Genomic DNA, 16,328 nt, shown 5'->3' on the forward strand with positions numbered 1-16,328 from the left:
TTGTTGCCCGTAACCGCCGCCCGGAGTGTGACCTACATCTCAGTACCCGGTATCCAGGTCCCTTCCGTAATCTCCGCCACAGCCCTAGGCTGCTAATTGTCAGATTGACAATAAATCAGGAGAGCGACATGGACGCAATACTGGACTGGATGAACTCCCCGGCGGCAACCCTGCTCGGAGCACCGGTCAGCTGGATCGAAGTCATCGGTTTCATCACCGGCGCTGCCTGCGTTTACGGCGTGGCACGGCAGCAGGCCTGGAACTGGCCCGTCGGCATCATCAACAACGTCGCGTTCATGGTCCTCTTCTTCGGCGCCGGACTGTACGGGGAGACCGTCCTGCAGGCGGTGTTCGCCGCCGTCTCGGTCTACGGCTGGTACAACTGGGTCCGCGGCGCCAGGGCCACCACCGAGAAAGGCGATCTGCCCATCCGCGATGCCTCCCGCAAGGAGGCAGCCGCCGGGATCGGCGCAGTGGTCCTGGCCACCGCCGGGATTGCCATGATCCTCACGCACGGAACCGACTCGCAGGTTCCCTGGCCCGACGCCTTTGTCCTGGCCGCGTCGCTCCTGGCCACGTACGCACAGGCACGGAAGATTTTCCAGCACTGGTACGTCTGGATCGTCATTGATCTTGTCAGTATTCCCCTTTATTTCTCCCGCGGCCTCAACCTCACCGCCATCCTGTACATCGGCTTCACCGCACTCTGCGTCTACGGCCTGGTCGGCTGGAAGCGCACGCGCTCCGCAGCCGCCCGGCCCGAAGCCGCCGCCGGAAAGGTTCCGGTGTGAGCCGCTTCGGACTGGGCGTGGTTATTGGCAAGTTCTATCCTCCGCATGCCGGCCACCGGCACCTCATCACCGCGGCGTCGGAACAGTCCGCCAGAGTCGCCGTCGTGGTTTTCGGCAGCCGGTTTGAGAACATCGCCCTGGCTGACCGCGTGAAGTGGCTGGCCGCAGAATTTGAGGACACCAACGTCACAGTCATCGGAATGCCCGATGACTGCCCGGTGGACTATGACTCCCGGCCCATCTGGAAGGCGCACAACGAGGTACTGCGGCTCGCACTGCGGAACAGGGGCATCACGGAGGTCGACGCCGTCTTCAGCTCCGAGGAATACGGTGCAACCCTGGCCGCGGATTTCGGCGCTGAACACGTCATGGTGGACCGGGCCAGGAGCGCCTACCGGGTCAGCGGCACTCTGTGCCGCGATGACCTGGGCGCGGCATGGCGGAACATCCTCAAGCCCGCCCGGCAGGACATGGCCGTGCGGATCATCGTCGTCGGCGCCGAGTCCACCGGCACCACCACCCTCGCCGAGGCATTGATCCGGCATTACCGGCACCGCTATCCCGAGCTGGTGGACGTTCCCGAATTCGGCCGGCAGTTCACCTACGACAAGTTCGCGGCACTGCAGGCGGAGAAACCCGGCGCCGTGATCACCGACATGGTCTGGACGGCCGAGGATTTCGCGCTGATCGGGGAACGCCAGAACCAGATGGAAAACGAGGCAGCGGCGCGGTGCCCCCTGGTGATCGCCGATACCGACGCGATCACCACCAAACTGTTCGAACGCGTTTACCTGGGGGAGCGAAGCCACGGTTCCCGCCGGGCCGTTGAGCGGCTGCCGCGCCGTGACCTCTATCTTGTGACGGACCACGCCGGTGTAGCCTTCGAGGACGACGGATGGCGTGAGGCCGAGCACCCCCGGGCGGAGATGACCGAATGGTTTAAAGAGGAGCTTACGGCTGCCGGCTCCTCCTGGATCCTCGTATCCGGCAGCCCGGAGGAGCGCCTGTCCACGGCAACCGGAATAATTGATCCCCTCATCGCCCAGCGCAACCGCTTCACGTCCCCGCCCTGGGCAACACGGACGGTACTGGCAGGAGCCTGATGGCCACAGACGAAGAACAGTTCCTTCAGGACTACACGCCCGGGGAATACCCCCCGGTTGCGCTGGCAGTGGACCTGGTGGTCTTCGCCGTCACCGAAAGTACCCTGTATGCAGCCTTCGTCCGGCGCGGCGGGCACCCGTTCAAGGGTGCACTGGCACTGCCGGGCGGCTTCGTCGGAGCGGATGAGGATGCCCTGGCGGCGGCACGGCGCGAGTTGGAGGAGGAGACCGGGCTGGAGCTCGGAGGGCACCGCGCCCACATCGAGCAGCTCGCTACGTACAGCTCGCCCCAACGCGACCCGCGCATGCGCGTGGTTTCGGTTGCCCACCTGGCGCTGCTCCCCACCGACGGCCGGGCCCTGCCGGTTCTCAATCCCGGCACCGACAGTGCAGCAGCCCACTGGCTTCCCGTCTACGAGGTCCTTGCCGGTGAGACACTGGCTTTCGACCACGGGGAAATCCTCACCGCCGCACTGGAGCGCCTTGCGGGCAAGATCGAATACACCCTCACGGCGGCCAGGCTGCTGCCCGGGGAATTCACCCTTTACCAATTACGCCGGGTTTATCAGGCCGTGTGGAATACCGGCAGGCTTGACGCCGGCAATTTCACCCGGAAAATGACCGGTGCGCTTCAGGACACCGGGCGGAAAGCCATCGGAGATAAGGGTGCTCCCGCGGCATTATTTACCGTGCGGGAGGAATACCTGAGTCCGCCAATGATCCGCCCGGCAGCGAATAGCTGACCAACGCCCCGCGGACGCAGCCACGCGGACCGGGGTCTGGACCCGGGCCGGTCAGGAAGCGCTCCGCCAGGTCCGCAGGACCCCGGCAACAATGAGGCCCTGCCCGGCGCAGTACGTGAGCATGACGAGGGCACTGGTCCAGCCAGGCATGTGCTCGGGCAGGAAGATCCGGCAGGCCAGAATGGTGTCAGAGGCCAGGAACAGCAGACCGCCGGCCGCCACCATGGGCCGGCACCGGGCCGCCGTCGCCGCCGTGCCGGCCAGGACAATCCCGTAGGCGGCCACCGCGAAGGCGAGGCCGCCCAGGGAAGGCCAGAGGACCACGAGCATGAGTACCCACCACAGCGGGAAAACCAGCGCCCACCGGGGGAACCGGCCGGCAGCGCCGTCGCGCGACAGCAGCCAGATGTAACAGACATGGGCGAGCCCGAAGAAACCCAGCATGACGGGCAGTTCGGGGACCGACGGGAAGAACGCGCCCGCGCCGTCGCCGATCCAGGAGAAGAGCAGTGCTGCCAACAGCAGCACAGCCGGCCGCTTCCGGCCCGCCGGCCCGCCGGGGAGACCCCGCATGCCCCAGAGGGCAGCGGCCGCAAGCAGTGGCATCAACGTGAGCTTGGTCGGCTCCGCGACGGCCGTGGCATCCACGGCCCGGGCCGCGATGTGAACCGCCGAGGCGGCCGCAAAAGGCAGGAATCCCCACCACCACGAGCGGGGCAGGACAGCGGTTTCGTTTCGGACGGGCGCGGCAGTCACGGCACTCCTTTGGGGTCGGCTGCAGCCAATCGTACTGTGCCTTCGAAAAAGGGAGCTGCACCGTAATGCCTGTGCAGGATGCAGACAAGCATAGACGCACGTTAACCCCGCCCGTCACAGACAAACACCAGACTTTCGGGTTAGGCTAAATATATCTGGAGCGAAAACGCTCGCACCGCCGGCTGGGAAGTCGACCACCACCAGAAGGCAGAATGAGCGTACCTGCATCCTCCACTGCAATGACTGAAGAAAACGCGAGTGTAAAGAAACCGCGCCGGAATAACGTGACCAGCACCTACTCCGGACTGCTTAAAGCGGTCCGCGACGAAGGCCTGCTGAAGCGCCGGCGCTCTTTTTACATCACCACGTTCGTGTTCCTTTGTCTTGGCCTTGTTGCCGCTGCCACCGGGTTTTTCCTCATCGGGGAAAGCTGGTTCCAGCTGCTCATAGCGGCCGCGCTGGGTATCCTCCTGACGCAGCTTGCCTTTATTGCCCACGAGGCGTCGCACCGCCAGGTGTTCGAATCCGGTCCGGCGAATGACCGCGCCGGTAAGTTCGTGGCGAACGCCGTCGTCGGCATCAGTTACCAGTGGTGGATGAACAAGCACAGCAGGCACCATGCCAACCCGAACACGGTGGGCAAGGATCCGGACATTGACATGGACACCATCTCCTTCCTGCCGGAGCAGGCAGCCCGGCAGAAGGGGTTCATGGCGTGGTTTGCGCGCCGCCAGGGCTGGCTGTTCTTCCCGCTGCTGATGCTTGAGGGCATCAACCTGCACGCGACCTCCATTAAGCACCTCTTTGCCAACAAGCAGGTCAAGGGACGCGTATCCGAACTGGTCATGGTGTTCACCCGTCTGGGCCTGTACGTGGCTGCCGTGTTCTTCTTCCTGCCGGTGGGGATGGCCTTCGCCTTCCTTGGCGTCCAGCTTGCAGTGTTCGGCGTTTACATGGGCGCATCCTTTGCGCCGAACCATAAGGGCATGCCGATCCTCCCGAGGGACTCCAAGGTGGACTTCCTCGGCCGCCAGGTGCTGACGTCCCGCAATATCGTGGGACGCGGCATGAGCACGCTGATGGGTGGACTGAACTACCAGGTGGAGCACCACCTGTTCCCGAGCATGCCCCGGCCGCACCTGGCCCGGGCCAGCGAACTGGTGAAGGAACACTGCGCCAAGCACTCGATTCCCTACACCGAGACCACCCTGGTCCAGTCCTACGCGATTGTGGTCCGCTACCTCAATGAAGTGGGCCTGTCCGCCCGCGACCCGTTCGACTGCCCTGTCCGGTCCAAGTACCGCATCTAAGGCCAGCGCCTGACTGACGGCGAAGGTCCATAGCCTTCGACGCATCTGACAGAGTAGGAACATGACTAAAGACCCCGCAGCCCGCCCGACGGACAAGACGCCCGTGGCCCACCTCGGTATGCGGCTGGAGGACTCCCTCCACGCGTGGCGGGATGAACGTGCCCGCAACCGGGGCGATGTGCAGACCGTCCTCCCGTTCACCGGATACGGCTCCACCGAATGGGTGCGGGTACTCGGCCGGGTCATCCTGGCCAAGCCCGGCTACTTCGACGGTGCCGAGAAATCGATGGCGTCCAAAGCGATCGCCGACGGTATCCGCGGCTGGCGCAACTTCATGAGCCCGCCGGTGAACAAGGCCACGGTCACTGTCATTGTCGGCGATCAGAAGCATGTGGTGACCGCGGACCGCGGGGGAGTGGTGGACGCTGTGCTTCCCGCCGATCTCCAGCCTGGTTGGACCACCATCCTCTTCCGCTCCGAGGATGGTGAAGAAACCACGGCACCGATTTACGTGGTGGACCCGGCCGCTGAGGTGGGGGTCGTGTCCGACATTGATGACACCATCATGGTTACCGCCCTGCCGCGTCCGATGCTGGCAGCGTGGAACACTTTCGTCCTGGATGAGCATGCCCGGACGCCCACGCCCGGCATGGCGGTGATGATGGACCGCCTGGCCCGGGAAAACCCGGTGGGCCCCGTGCTCTATCTGTCAACCGGCGCCTGGAACGTGGCCGCCACCCTGACCCGGTTCATTACCCGCAACCTGTATCCGGCCGGTCCGCTGCTGCTGACCGACTGGGGTCCCACCACGGACCGCTGGTTCCGCAGCGGGCAGGCGCACAAGCGCACCCAGCTGGAACGGCTCGCCCAGGAATTCCCGGATATCAAATGGCTGCTGATCGGCGACGACGGCCAGCATGACGAAGAGATCTATGCCGACTTCGCCCAGCGGCACCCGGAGAATGTCCGGGCGATCGCCATCCGCCAGCTCTCGGCCGGTGAAGCGGTGCTGGCCGGCGGCCGGACGGGGAGGCCCGGACAGACCCCCGTGCAGGTGCCGTGGATCTACGCGCCCGACGGAGCCGGGATGGCCCGTCAGCTGGCCGAACTCGGACTGCTCACCGACGAAGGCTAGTTTTCCCCGGGCAGGGTGGGAACGGCAACGGAAACGGCGGCCGCTCCTGCCGTGCCGGCCCTACGCTGCGTCGCCGCTCTCCGCAGTAATGGTCCGCAGGATGCGGCGCATGTCCATGGCCAGGGCGGCCGTCGCATCCACCGGGCTTTCGGCCGAGGCCGAAGTGTTGATCAGGCCCACCAGCTTCACCAGTGCCTCCGTTGCTGCCGAGTGCTCCTCGCTCTCCGGATCCCACTTCTCGACCGCCTCGCCGCAGGCATTCACGGCGTCGGCCACCGGATTGATCAGGGCCGCCGGGACGGCGACGTGCTCCGGATTGCGCCAGATGGCGTCGGCGAGGACTTCGGTCATGTCCTTGACATGCCGGGTGGCACGTTCCATGGACCGCAGCGCGCGGTAGTCGGCGCTGATATCCCGGCGGTACTTGCGGCGGCGGATGTTCCCGTGCCGGCTGTTGTCGGCCAGCTCCACGGCTTCGCGGACCTCCTTGGTCAAGGCGTCCAGCTCGCTTTCCCGCTGGGACCAGTCCTCATGTTCGGGCGGCCAGGTTTCCCCCAGCGCCGTGCCCATGTCCCGCAGCTGCCGCGCCAGCGACCTCCGCAGGGTCACCAGCCCGTTGACTGCGCCGTTCAGGTGCAGCGGCGGGAAAACGAGGGCGTTGACGGATAAGCCGACGGCCACGCCCACCAGCATCTGCACGCCGTACCCGAAGGAGTACCCGTCCGGATCGTCACCGCCCAGGACCAGGACAAACAGCGCAGCCATGGGCACGTATTCCCGCCCGGACGCGCCCAGGAAGGACAATCCGCCGAGCAGTACGCCGATGCCCACAATCACGGAGATGGTCCAGACATTCGGGGCGCCGATCAGCAGCGCCCCCAGTGCCAGGAGCATTCCGGTCACGAGGCCCGCCAGGGTTTCCATACCGGTACGGAATGAACCGGACACCGTGGGGTACATGCTGACGATGGCGCCCAGCGGCGCATAGTACGGGTACTGCGAGGCGACCCCCGGTACGTGGGGGGCAAGGGTCCAGGCAATACCGACGGCAAGGGCCGCCTTGAAGGCGAGCTGGAAGCGGGTGTAGCGCAGGACTCCGGTCACCCGGTTGGTAACGGCACTCAGTGACCGTTTGGAGACGGTTCTTTCACCAATGGTCATGCTTCGAGTATTACCCGTGCCCTGGACGGGGCACGACTTTTCAGCCCTGCCCGGGGCCGGATGTGGGCAGCGGCACAATGCTCCGCCGGCCCAGGACTTCAGCCAGGCGGTCCAGGAAAAGCCGGACCTGGACGTTCTGTTCATGGATCAGCAGGGCGAAGATACTGCGTGCCAGCCGGATCTCCGGGACATCCAGCACCACCGTGCCGGCCGGGCGGTTCAGCATCGCCAGCTCCGGCACCAGCGCCGCCCCCAGACCCGCGGAAGCCATGGCCAGACTGGCGTTGAAGTCATCGCAGTACGCTGCCACCTGCGGGTGCAGGCTGCAGCTGGCGAAAAGCCGCTCAATCACCAGCGCATCCGGCGTACCCGGGTGGTGCATGATCCAGGGCATTCCCGCCAGCTGTTCAGCCGTCACTTCGGCACCGCTGCGGATGCCCCAGGATTCGGGCAGCACCACCCGGAAGTTGTCGTCTCCCAGCCACCGGCGGCTGATCGAGGAGGGCCAGGCCAGCCCGCCCTGGCCCACCTGGTACACCAGGGCGACGTCGAGGTTTCCGCCGGTGCGCAGGCCCTGGATGGTCTGCGCGGGTTCAGCCACGGAAAGATGCAGATCAATTCCCAGGTCCCGCCACTGGGGCGAGGCCAGCAGTTCCGGCAGGGCAAAGGTTGCGAGGCTGGGAAAGATGCCAAGCCGCAGTTCGTGTCCGGTGCCCGGTCCGGGCCGCGCCGCAGCGGCCAGAAGGGCATCCATGTCAGTGAGTACCTTGACGGCATGCCTGGCCATAACGACGGCGGCGTCCGTGGGGGAGGCAGTGCGGGCGGAACGCTCGAACAGGCGCGCTCCCGTGTCCTTCTCCAGAGCGGTCATCTGCTGGGATACGGCCGAGGCCGTGTAGCCCAGCCGCAGGGCCGCGGCCGCAAACGATCCCGTGCGGATAACCTCCAGCAGCGTCTTCAAGTGCACGGGGTTGACCATTCTGTGCCTCCTTTCCCGCCCGGCGGCGTCGACCACAATATCTAGTGTTGGCCGGTACTAGTCCCGACACGCCCACGGTACGCGACACGCAGGAATCTTGCCTGTCTCATCACATGTGCATCAAGTTCTGCACAGCCTGTGGAGAACCCCCGCCTGCCCTGCGGAAATCCGCCGAAAAACAGGCCCCCGCCTGTGCACAAACTGTGGACGGGCACCCTGTCTAATGACATACTTGTAATACATCATGTAGGGGTTCCACCTTGGGGGGCGCACTAGATGTAGTGTCTGGGCAGGGAACTGGATGTAGTATCTAGGGACAGACTTCGAGAGCTTCACGAAGCTCCACAAGCAGTTTTTCAGCACTCCGAACGTCCAGCATCACCAGCTCTTTGCAGCACCACAGAACAGACTTCACGCTTCACTAGGGGAGACCACGCCATGACCGTTACGGTTTACACCAAGCCCGCCTGCGTACAGTGCAACGCCACTTACCGCGCCCTCGACAAGAAGGGCATTGTGTACCAGAGCGTGGATATGTCGCAGGACCCCGAGGCCCTCGAGCGCGTCCGTGCCATGGGGTACATGCAGGCACCCGTTGTCGTCACCGAGCAGGACTCCTGGTCCGGCTTCCGTCCCGACAAGATCGAAGAGCTGGCCCAGGCGCAGGTTTCCTCCGTAGCCTAGGGCTCCGCCCCGCGGCGGTCCGGGACATCCCGGTTCCGCAGCACCTCGCATCATCCGCATTCCACAGCGGCTCGCACCATTGCACCACCCGTCAGGAGCGCAGCAACCATGACACTGGGGATGGCAGACCAGGCCGGCCTCGGGCCGGCATCGGCATCCGCAGGGGAGAGGCAGCCGGCAACGGATGCGTCCCTGATCTACTTCTCTTCAGCCTCCGGGTACACCCGCCGCTTCGTGGAGAAGCTCGGGATTCCCGCGGCCCAGCTTCCGCTCCACACCTCCCAGCCCACCCTGCTTGCCCGCCGTCCGTATGTGCTGCTGCTTCCCACCTACGGCGGGACGGCGGCCCAGCCCGGAGCGGCGGCCCGGGGGGCCGTTCCCAAACAGGTCATCAAGTTCCTGAACACCGAGCACAACCGTTCCTTGATCCGGGGAGTGATAGGCGCGGGCAACACAAACTTCGGGGATTCCTATTGCCTCGCGGCAGACATCATTGCCGTGAAATGCCAGGTCCCCGTGCTGTATCGATTTGAACTCATGGGCACGTCCGAGGACGTTGCCAAGGTTAACGAAGGATTGGAAAAGTTTTGGACACATCAGTCGCAGAAGCCGGCATGACAGGCTCCAAGGAGCTCCCCGAGGCTTACAAGGGCCTGGGCTATCACGAGCTCAACGCCATGCTGAACCTGTACGGCAAGAACGGCGAGATCCAGTTCGACGCCGACCGCGCTGCTGCGCGCCAGTACTTCCTCCAGCACGTCAACAACAACACCGTCTTCTTCCATGACCTGGAAGAGAAGCTGGAATACCTGGTCAAGAACGAGTACTACGAGCCGGAAACGCTCGAGCAGTACTCCATGACCTTCATCAAGGACCTGTACAACCGCGCCTACAAGAAGAAGTTCCGCTTTGAGACCTTCCTCGGCGCCTTCAAGTTCTACACCTCCTACACGCTGAAGACCTTCGACGGCAAGCGTTACCTGGAACGCTACGAAGACCGCGTCTGCATGGTTGCCCTGCACCTGGCCCGCGGCGACGAGCAGCTCGCCAAGCAGATGGTGGATGAAATCATCGAGGGCCGTTTCCAGCCCGCCACCCCCACGTTCCTGAATGCCGGAAAGGCCCAGCGCGGCGAGCTGGTCTCCTGCTTCCTGCTGCGCATCGAGGACAACATGGAGTCCATCGGCCGCTCCATCAACTCCGCACTGCAGCTGTCCAAGCGCGGCGGCGGCGTGGCCTTCGCCCTGACCAACATCCGCGAGGTGGGCGCCCCGATCAAGCAGATCGAGAACCAGTCCTCCGGCGTCATCCCCGTAATGAAGCTCCTCGAAGACAGCTTCTCCTACGCCAACCAGCTCGGTGCCCGCCAGGGTGCCGGCGCCGTGTACCTGCACGCCCACCACCCGGACATCAACCGGTTCCTGGACACCAAGCGCGAGAACGCGGACGAGAAGATCCGCATCAAGACCCTCTCGCTCGGCGTCGTCGTCCCGGACATCACCTTCGAGCTGGCCAAGCGCGACGAGGACATGTACCTGTTCTCGCCGTACGACGTCGAGAAGGTCTACGGCATGCCGTTCTCCGACATCTCGGTCACCGAGAAGTACTACGAGATGGTGGACGACGCCCGGATCAAGAAGACCAAGATCCGTGCCCGCGACTTCTTCCAGACCCTCGCGGAGATCCAGTTCGAGTCCGGCTACCCGTACATCATGTTCGAGGACACGGTGAACCGGGAGAACCCGATCGAGGGCAAGATCATCATGTCCAACCTGTGCTCGGAAATCCTCCAGGTTTCCCAGCCCACCACGTACAACGATGACCTGTCCTACAACGAGACCGGCAAGGACATCTCCTGCAACCTCGGCTCGCTGAACATTGCCAAGACCATGGACTCCCCGGACTTCGGCCGGACCATTGAGACGGCCATCCGCGCGCTGACCGCCGTGTCGGACATGAGCCACATCGGCTCGGTGCCCTCCATTGCCAAGGGCAACGACATGTCCCACGCCATCGGCCTGGGCCAGATGAACCTGCACGGCTACCTGGCGCGCGAGCGGGTCTACTACGGCTCCGAAGAGGGCATCGACTTCACCAACATGTACTTCTACACGGTGGTCTACCACGCCGTGCGGGCGTCCAACCTGCTTGCCATCGAAACCGGCCGGAAGTTCGCCGGCTTCGAGCGTTCCAAGTACGCCACCGGCGAGTACTTCGACAAGTACACCAACCGGGAATGGGCTCCGCAGACCCAGCGCGTGCGTGAACTGTTCGACGGCGTGCACATCCCCACCCAGGCGGACTGGGAGGCACTGAAGGCTTCGGTCATGGAGCACGGCATCTACAACCAGAACCTGCAGGCCGTGCCGCCCACCGGCTCGATTTCCTACATCAACAACTCCACCTCTTCCATTCACCCGGTGGCGTCGAAGATCGAGATCCGCAAGGAAGGCAAGCTGGGACGCGTGTACTACCCGGCTCCGTACCTGACCAACGACAACCTGGAGTACTACCAGGATGCCTACGAAATCGGCTACGAGAAGATCATCGACACCTACGCCGCTGCCACGCAGCACGTGGACCAGGGCCTGTCCCTGACGCTGTTCTTCAAGGACACCGCAACCACCCGCGACATCAACAAGGCGCAGATCTACGCCTGGCGCAAGGGCATCAAGACCATTTACTACATCCGCCTGCGCCAGCTCGCGCTGGAAGGCACCGAGGTTGAGGGCTGCGTTTCCTGCATGCTGTAAGGCTGCACCCGATCCGCACCCCTTTTCCCGAACCTTTGAAGACAAGGAATTACTCATGACCGAGAAGCTGAAGCTGATCGACGGCGTCGAGGCGATCAACTGGAACCGCATCCAGGATGAGAAGGACGTTGAGGTCTGGAACCGTCTGGTCAACAACTTCTGGCTGCCGGAGAAGGTGCCGCTGTCCAATGACGTCCAGTCCTGGGCCACACTGACCCCGGAGGAGCAGCAGCTCACCATGCGCGTGTTCACCGGCCTGACGTTGCTGGACACGATGCAGGCGACCGTCGGTGCCGTCTCGCTGATCCCCGATGCGCTGACCCCGCACGAGGAAGCGGTCTACACGAACATTGCGTTCATGGAGTCCGTGCACGCCAAGAGCTACTCCTCCATTTTCTCCACCCTGGCTTCCACCAAGGAGATTGACGAGGCGTTCCGCTGGTCCACGGAGAACCCGAATCTGCAGAAGAAGGCGCAGATCATCACCGATTACTACCGCGGCGATGACCCCCTGAAGCGCAAGGTGGCCTCCACCCTGCTGGAGTCCTTCCTCTTCTACTCGGGCTTCTACCTGCCGATGTACTGGTCCTCGCGGGCCAAGCTGACAAACACGGCCGACCTGATCCGCCTCATCATCCGTGACGAGGCCGTGCACGGCTACTACATCGGCTACAAGTACCAGCGCGGTCTGGAAACGGTTCCCGAGGAACGCCGTCAGGAACTGAAGGACTACACGTACGAGCTGCTGTTCGAGCTGTACGAAAACGAAGTCCAGTACACGCATGACCTGTACGACGGCGTCGGCCTGGCCGAGGACGTCAAGAAGTTCCTGCATTACAACGCCAACAAGGCGCTGATGAACCTGGGCTACGAAGCCATGTTCCCGTCCACCCTCACGGACGTGAACCCGGCCATCCTCTCCGCCCTGTCCCCGAACGCGGACGAGAACCACGACTTCTTCTCCGGGTCCGGTTCCTCCTACGTGATCGGCAAGGCCGTGAACACGGAAGACGACGACTGGGACTTCTAATTCCTTAGCCGGCTCTCTCTGAGCCACCGAACAATGCCCGCCCTCTGTCTGAGCAATGCCCGGACAGAGGGCGGGCATTCGGCATCCTGGGCGCTGGTCCTCCCGGTCTTAGTTTCCCCTCTCGCCCCGGAGCATCTCTGACGGCTTGTAGGAGACGAAACTCCCGCCGCGCCCAAGCCCGGACTCTTCCGCTATGGTGTCTGCCAGCCGGTTGAGTGCCGCCGGATGTGCCAGGTTCGCCCACCTTCCGGTCTCGAGCCGGCGCTGGAGACTAGTGACGGCGGCGGCAACCTCCGAGTCAGCGTAAACGCAGTGCCCCGGCCGGTCGACGAAAGCCTGTCGGAGCAGCCGATTATCGCCATTGGCCCTGACGCGGGACGCATATGTTCCTGCCTGCGTCACGGTGGGTGCCGTATCTCCGATCTCATGGAGGGTAAGCACCGGTCCGGAAAGCTCCCCCCTGGGCGTGGCGTTGGCCTGCATGTAGGCCAATGCGCCGGGATCGGCGGTGATCCTGTCACTGGCCGCCAAGGTCTTGAGGTCCTCTTTCAGTGAGATGCCGGCCTGGGAATAGAGGTCGCGGACCAACTTCGAGTTCCCCGAACGGCTCAGTGACCCGGCATAATCGACCCCGGTGTTCCAGGAGAAGTTTCCGCCCGCCCGTTCTTCAAGCGGCTGCCGGGGAGAGACGACGCCGAACATAAAGGCTGAGTACATCTGCTGCTGTTGAGCGGCATAGTCCTTTGGTGACGGCCGCGGATCCTGCGGCTGGGTCCACCCTGGAATCTGTGCGACGGCAGCCGCCAACGCGATTCTGGCCCGGCCGGCCGGTGTTGCCTGCGCTTCGTCCAGCACTTGGCGGAAGGCTGCCTGCCGTGCTTGTTCATTAGTGACATTCACGAGTTCCAGGCGTGGATCGTCGGGGGCGAGGAGCATCTTCAGGATGAAGGCGCCGTCGAGGCTGCCGTTGAGCATCGGCACTGCGCCGGCAACGGATCCGCACAGCGGCAGTGCTGCATCAACCTCTGCGGGATAGGCCTCCATGCTGGCCACGGAGGTCAGTCCGCCCATGGAGGCGCCCCAGGCGATGACGGATTCGGGTTCGCCCAGATTCTCCTCTATTACGGCAGCGACTGCGGGTTGGTTGGCGATCAACTCCTCTACTGCCCATCCGCCCGTCGCCGCGGTGGTCCCGGCGACGGCATACCCCTGATCCAGCAGCCAACGCCGAAGCCCGTCAGATGGAGCGGCTGCGGGTTCAGTGCCGGCACCGCCACCGTAGCCGGGGTTCCAAATTAGGGCCGTGCCGTTCCAGCGGGATGGTGCATACAGGACGTAGCGGCCACCCTGGGGCAGGTCGCCGCGGAATTCGGCGGTCGCTACGGCGGCCCCCGGAGATATCGGTGGGTTCGGCGCGGCGGTGGCCGTCGACGCCGGGATAAGGCAGAGGGCGCAAGCGATGCCGGCAGCTATGACAGCGCCGGGGCGTCGGGTGGAACGGGAGGTTGGGGTGCGGTATGACATGTTCGTCCTTCCGGCAGCACGTCTGTTCAGCGCACTGCAGTGGAGATGCATGACGGGAGGACGGCACCGTAGGGCATACGCCGGGAATCAGTCCTCCGAGAGAAGGGAAGCCGAGGCAGCGAACGTGTGGTGCGTGATGCGCTCAGCCAACTGCTCGTCGTGTACACGTAGTATCCGGCGAACACCTGCCTCGGCCGCTGGACCAAGGCTGTCATAGAGGGCGGCGCAGGCAGCAACGGCCCGGTACAGGGGAAAACCGGCCCCCAGCAGTTCATGAGGCAGGCGGGGATCCTGCCGGCGGAGGGTGCGCCAATCCGCCATCAAGGAGGTCCGCAACCGGAGGGCCTCGTCCCCTGACCGTTCCGATGAACCCGGCGACAACCCCAGCACTGCTTCCGGTCCCTGCTCGAGCTTCCGGGCGAAAGGCTCCCACCGATTGATGAAAGCGGCGTAGTCCGCGGCCAACTCCGGGAGGCCGAAGGCAGCATGTATCGCGTCCAGTCCCGTGCCCTCGGGTAGCCTCGCATCGGTAAAGACAGTCAGGTGGTCCTGGTTCAGCTGCGCTCCCAGGTTCGCCTGCAGTTCGACGACGGATTCGAGCTGGTTGCCGGGCCGGATCCAAAGTGCGTCGTAGAGATTTCCAAAGTGAAGTTGGCGTAACTGGTCGCGCAGCAACCGCCGCGTACCCCTGGCATCCTCCGGAAGCGAGTAGCCCACCAGCGTCCAGGTGCCGTCCCACGGCTGGGAGATGTGGCCCATGAAGAGGGCACGGACATGATAGTTGATGCGTTCGCGGCTCATGGGTGACACCGCATATGCCGTCAGGCGCCCTGCCTTGGTGCCGATCAGGAACCCTCTTTGGGCCAGGCGTTGAATCGCCGCACGTCCGCCTGTTGCCGTAATCCCGAAGACCTGGAGCAACTCGACAAGCGCAGCCGAGGGGATGGGCTCTTTGCGTGCGTGCCAGTAATCTCCCAACAGGACCGTCAGGAGCTGCTGCGAACGGGCGCCGTTCTGGAAGCGCGGAAGAATCGGCACGGATGCGGTTGCGGACGTGGACATGGGACGATTCTGTCATTCGCCCGGTCCGCTGGAAGCGGCGGCGCTGCCCGTGTCCGGTGTGACCCGCAGCCGGAGCGGGGCGGCTCGGGGTCCGTACTCCAGCCAGTTCATCATCACGACCTCACCCGCCAGCTCAAAGGCCTCCGTGTGTTCAAGAAGCACCTCCAATGCGATGAGAAGTTCCAGCCGCCCCATGGTTGCCGCGGGACACTTGTGCGCACCGCGACCGAAGGCCAAATGGGAGTTGTTCGGTCTGCGCAGCACAAAATCGTCCGGGTCCGGAAAGACCTCTTCATCCCTGTTCCCGGACGGGAATATGAGGGCGATGGGTTCGCCTTCGCGAACCCGCCGCCCGTGGACTTCCGTATCCCTGCTGGCTGTCCTGGCGAAGACCCGGTACGGGGCGTGGAGCCGGAGGAACTCTTCGATAGCGGCAGGAAGGTCTTCGGGGTGCTCCCGCAGATGCTGCTGGAGAATCTGGTCCTGTGCAAGATGCACCAGACAGCTGCCCAGAACGGCCTGTGGTGCGCCCATGCCTGCTACGATCATTTGCCGGATCGTGGCTATCGCCGTCCGCTCGCTGATATGGTTCTCCGGATTCAGGGCAGCCTGGTGAAGACTGGAAACGAGGTCCCGTTCTGCTTCGGCGCCGGCCTCCACCCTGTCGCGGTACACCTGCTCCGCTATTGCGTAGAGTTCGGTGCTGCACTGCCCGATGACGTCGTCATCCATGTCCTGGATGGCGAAGGAGTACCGGACCCCGATGTCCCGGATGCGTCGGGCGAGGGAGGCCGGAACAGCCAGAAAGGCTGCGAAGCAGTCCATGACATAGGGGGCTGCGAAATCGCGGACGCCGTCGGCGTCGTCCCTGAGGAAGAGCGACTGCACCAGCTCCCGTGCACTTGCTCGAAAGGCTTCTTCGTGTGCCCGGACCACTGAGCGGCGCAGGACGGGATCAATTGCTTCACGGTAAGCGGTGTGTTCCGGCGGATCGAAATGCAGGGGAGGCCTGCGTGAGGATCTGGGGACATGAGGCACTACGTTCTGCACCGAGGTGATGAAAAGTTCATCGTCCTGCGTAATGCGGAGAATATCCTCGTAGGTTGTTGCTGACCAGAAGCCGCCGAAGTCATCGCTCCACGGGAAGGGGTTGCTTCGGCGCAGTTCTGCGTAATCCTGATGCGCACTGCCGAACGTCTCGTCCATAGCGGGAGACCACTCCGCGCCGCGTCCTCCGGCTGCGGGGGCGCCGGCCGAGGCCGGCGAATCTGAAGCGTTGCCATAAGGGCACGGGGAC

General features: G+C 64.1%; 15 protein-coding genes. 9 read left to right on the forward strand and 6 right to left on the reverse strand.

Annotation, left to right across the window (positions count from 1 at the left end; genetic code table 11):
* Window positions 1-128: 128 nt before the first annotated feature.
* The 3 genes from pnuC to GD627_RS06880 are packed head-to-tail and all read left to right on the forward strand — an operon-like array spanning window position 129 to window position 2,637.
* Window positions 129-791 carry a nicotinamide riboside transporter PnuC gene (gene pnuC / locus GD627_RS06870; RefSeq protein WP_152271907.1) on the forward strand — a complete coding sequence of 221 codons (663 nt, stop codon included), beginning with the start codon at window positions 129-131 and terminating at the stop codon, window positions 789-791.
* On the forward strand, window positions 788-1,894 hold the full coding sequence (locus tag GD627_RS06875) for an AAA family ATPase (protein WP_246165375.1): 1,107 nt from the start codon (window positions 788-790) through the stop codon (window positions 1,892-1,894). The genes pnuC and GD627_RS06875 overlap by 4 nt, the downstream gene beginning before the upstream one ends.
* Entirely contained in the window at window positions 1,894-2,637 is a 744-nt protein-coding gene (locus GD627_RS06880) for an NUDIX hydrolase (protein ID WP_152271908.1), read from the forward strand. Before GD627_RS06875 ends, GD627_RS06880 begins: the two co-directional genes overlap by 1 nt.
* Window positions 2,638-2,688: 51 nt before the next feature.
* On the opposite strand, the gene GD627_RS06885 is transcribed toward GD627_RS06880, so the two are convergent.
* Window positions 2,689-3,393 carry a lysoplasmalogenase gene (locus GD627_RS06885; RefSeq protein WP_246165376.1) on the reverse strand — a complete coding sequence of 235 codons (705 nt, stop codon included), beginning with the start codon at window positions 3,391-3,393 and terminating at the stop codon, window positions 2,689-2,691.
* A 239-nt stretch (window positions 3,394-3,632) separates the two neighbouring features.
* Between GD627_RS06885 and GD627_RS06890 the strand changes: the two genes are divergently transcribed.
* Complete coding sequence (locus GD627_RS06890) at window positions 3,633-4,703, forward strand: fatty acid desaturase family protein (protein WP_146361762.1); 1,071 nt, start codon at window positions 3,633-3,635, stop codon at window positions 4,701-4,703.
* A gap of 61 nt (window positions 4,704-4,764) precedes the next feature.
* Entirely contained in the window at window positions 4,765-5,838 is a 1,074-nt protein-coding gene (locus GD627_RS06895; protein ID WP_152271909.1) for an App1 family protein phosphatidate phosphatase, read from the forward strand.
* Window positions 5,839-5,898: 60 nt separating this feature from the next.
* Here the strand turns inward: GD627_RS06895 and GD627_RS06900 are convergent, their stop codons facing one another.
* Both GD627_RS06900 and GD627_RS06905 read right to left on the reverse strand, forming a co-directional pair.
* Entirely contained in the window at window positions 5,899-6,999 is a 1,101-nt protein-coding gene (locus GD627_RS06900) for an FUSC family protein (RefSeq protein ID WP_152271910.1), read from the reverse strand.
* Between the two features lie 40 nt (window positions 7,000-7,039).
* On the reverse strand, window positions 7,040-7,978 hold the full coding sequence (locus tag GD627_RS06905) for a LysR family transcriptional regulator (protein WP_146361765.1): 939 nt from the start codon (window positions 7,976-7,978) through the stop codon (window positions 7,040-7,042).
* A gap of 438 nt (window positions 7,979-8,416) precedes the next feature.
* Here GD627_RS06905 and nrdH point away from each other — a divergent pair, with 438 nt between their 5' ends.
* The 4 genes from nrdH (at window position 8,417) to nrdF (ending at window position 12,445) form a co-directional block, all read left to right on the forward strand.
* A complete protein-coding gene (gene nrdH, locus GD627_RS06910) occupies window positions 8,417-8,662 on the forward strand; it encodes a glutaredoxin-like protein NrdH (protein WP_146361766.1) in 246 nt (81 codons plus the stop codon).
* A gap of 120 nt (window positions 8,663-8,782) precedes the next feature.
* Window positions 8,783-9,280 carry a class Ib ribonucleoside-diphosphate reductase assembly flavoprotein NrdI gene (gene nrdI / locus GD627_RS06915; protein ID WP_152272059.1) on the forward strand — a complete coding sequence of 166 codons (498 nt, stop codon included), beginning with the start codon at window positions 8,783-8,785 and terminating at the stop codon, window positions 9,278-9,280.
* Complete coding sequence (nrdE, locus tag GD627_RS06920; protein WP_152272058.1) at window positions 9,277-11,415, forward strand: class 1b ribonucleoside-diphosphate reductase subunit alpha; 2,139 nt, start codon at window positions 9,277-9,279, stop codon at window positions 11,413-11,415. The genes nrdI and nrdE overlap by 4 nt, the downstream gene beginning before the upstream one ends.
* Before the next feature lie 55 nt (window positions 11,416-11,470).
* Window positions 11,471-12,445, forward strand: a complete 975-nt coding sequence (nrdF, locus tag GD627_RS06925) for a class 1b ribonucleoside-diphosphate reductase subunit beta (RefSeq protein WP_146361768.1) — start codon at window positions 11,471-11,473, stop codon at window positions 12,443-12,445.
* Between the two features lie 108 nt (window positions 12,446-12,553).
* On the opposite strand, the gene GD627_RS06930 is transcribed toward nrdF, so the two are convergent.
* The 3 genes from GD627_RS06930 to GD627_RS06940 all read right to left on the reverse strand — a co-directional run bounded on the left by GD627_RS06930 (window position 12,554) and on the right by GD627_RS06940 (window position 16,237).
* Entirely contained in the window at window positions 12,554-13,969 is a 1,416-nt protein-coding gene (locus GD627_RS06930) for an alpha/beta fold hydrolase (protein WP_152271911.1), read from the reverse strand.
* Between the two features lie 87 nt (window positions 13,970-14,056).
* The gene (locus tag GD627_RS06935; protein ID WP_152271912.1) at window positions 14,057-15,031 is read right to left on the reverse strand and encodes a PaaX family transcriptional regulator; all 975 of its coding nucleotides are present in this window, start codon (window positions 15,029-15,031) and stop codon (window positions 14,057-14,059) included.
* Window positions 15,032-15,043: 12 nt separating this feature from the next.
* Window positions 15,044-16,237, reverse strand: a complete 1,194-nt coding sequence (locus GD627_RS06940; RefSeq protein ID WP_194265991.1) for a cytochrome P450 — start codon at window positions 16,235-16,237, stop codon at window positions 15,044-15,046.
* Window positions 16,238-16,328 lie beyond the last annotated feature (91 nt).

It is taken from the genome of Arthrobacter yangruifuii, from assembly GCF_009192775.1.
Taxonomy (GTDB): Bacteria; Actinomycetota; Actinomycetes; order Actinomycetales; family Micrococcaceae; genus Arthrobacter_B; species Arthrobacter_B yangruifuii.

What these genes read in the sequence shown, in the direction of transcription:
- pnuC (WP_152271907.1), top strand. Translation starts at nt 129, where the DNA reads ATGGACGCAATACTGGACTGGATGAACTCCCCGGCGGCAACCCTGCTC.
- GD627_RS06880 (WP_152271908.1), top strand. Translation starts at nt 1,894, where the DNA reads ATGGCCACAGACGAAGAACAGTTCCTTCAGGACTACACGCCCGGGGAA.
- GD627_RS06890 (WP_146361762.1), top strand. Translation starts at nt 3,633, where the DNA reads ATGACTGAAGAAAACGCGAGTGTAAAGAAACCGCGCCGGAATAACGTG.
- GD627_RS06895 (WP_152271909.1), top strand. Translation starts at nt 4,765, where the DNA reads ATGACTAAAGACCCCGCAGCCCGCCCGACGGACAAGACGCCCGTGGCC.
- GD627_RS06900 (WP_152271910.1), bottom strand. Translation starts at nt 6,999, where the DNA reads ATGACCATTGGTGAAAGAACCGTCTCCAAACGGTCACTGAGTGCCGTT.
- GD627_RS06905 (WP_146361765.1), bottom strand. Translation starts at nt 7,978, where the DNA reads ATGGTCAACCCCGTGCACTTGAAGACGCTGCTGGAGGTTATCCGCACG.
- nrdH (WP_146361766.1), top strand. Translation starts at nt 8,417, where the DNA reads ATGACCGTTACGGTTTACACCAAGCCCGCCTGCGTACAGTGCAACGCC.
- nrdI (WP_152272059.1), top strand. Translation starts at nt 8,783, where the DNA reads ATGGCAGACCAGGCCGGCCTCGGGCCGGCATCGGCATCCGCAGGGGAG.
- nrdE (WP_152272058.1), top strand. Translation starts at nt 9,277, where the DNA reads ATGACAGGCTCCAAGGAGCTCCCCGAGGCTTACAAGGGCCTGGGCTAT.
- nrdF (WP_146361768.1), top strand. Translation starts at nt 11,471, where the DNA reads ATGACCGAGAAGCTGAAGCTGATCGACGGCGTCGAGGCGATCAACTGG.
- GD627_RS06930 (WP_152271911.1), bottom strand. Translation starts at nt 13,969, where the DNA reads ATGTCATACCGCACCCCAACCTCCCGTTCCACCCGACGCCCCGGCGCT.
- GD627_RS06935 (WP_152271912.1), bottom strand. Translation starts at nt 15,031, where the DNA reads ATGTCCACGTCCGCAACCGCATCCGTGCCGATTCTTCCGCGCTTCCAG.
- GD627_RS06940 (WP_194265991.1), bottom strand. Translation starts at nt 16,237, where the DNA reads ATGGACGAGACGTTCGGCAGTGCGCATCAGGATTACGCAGAACTGCGC.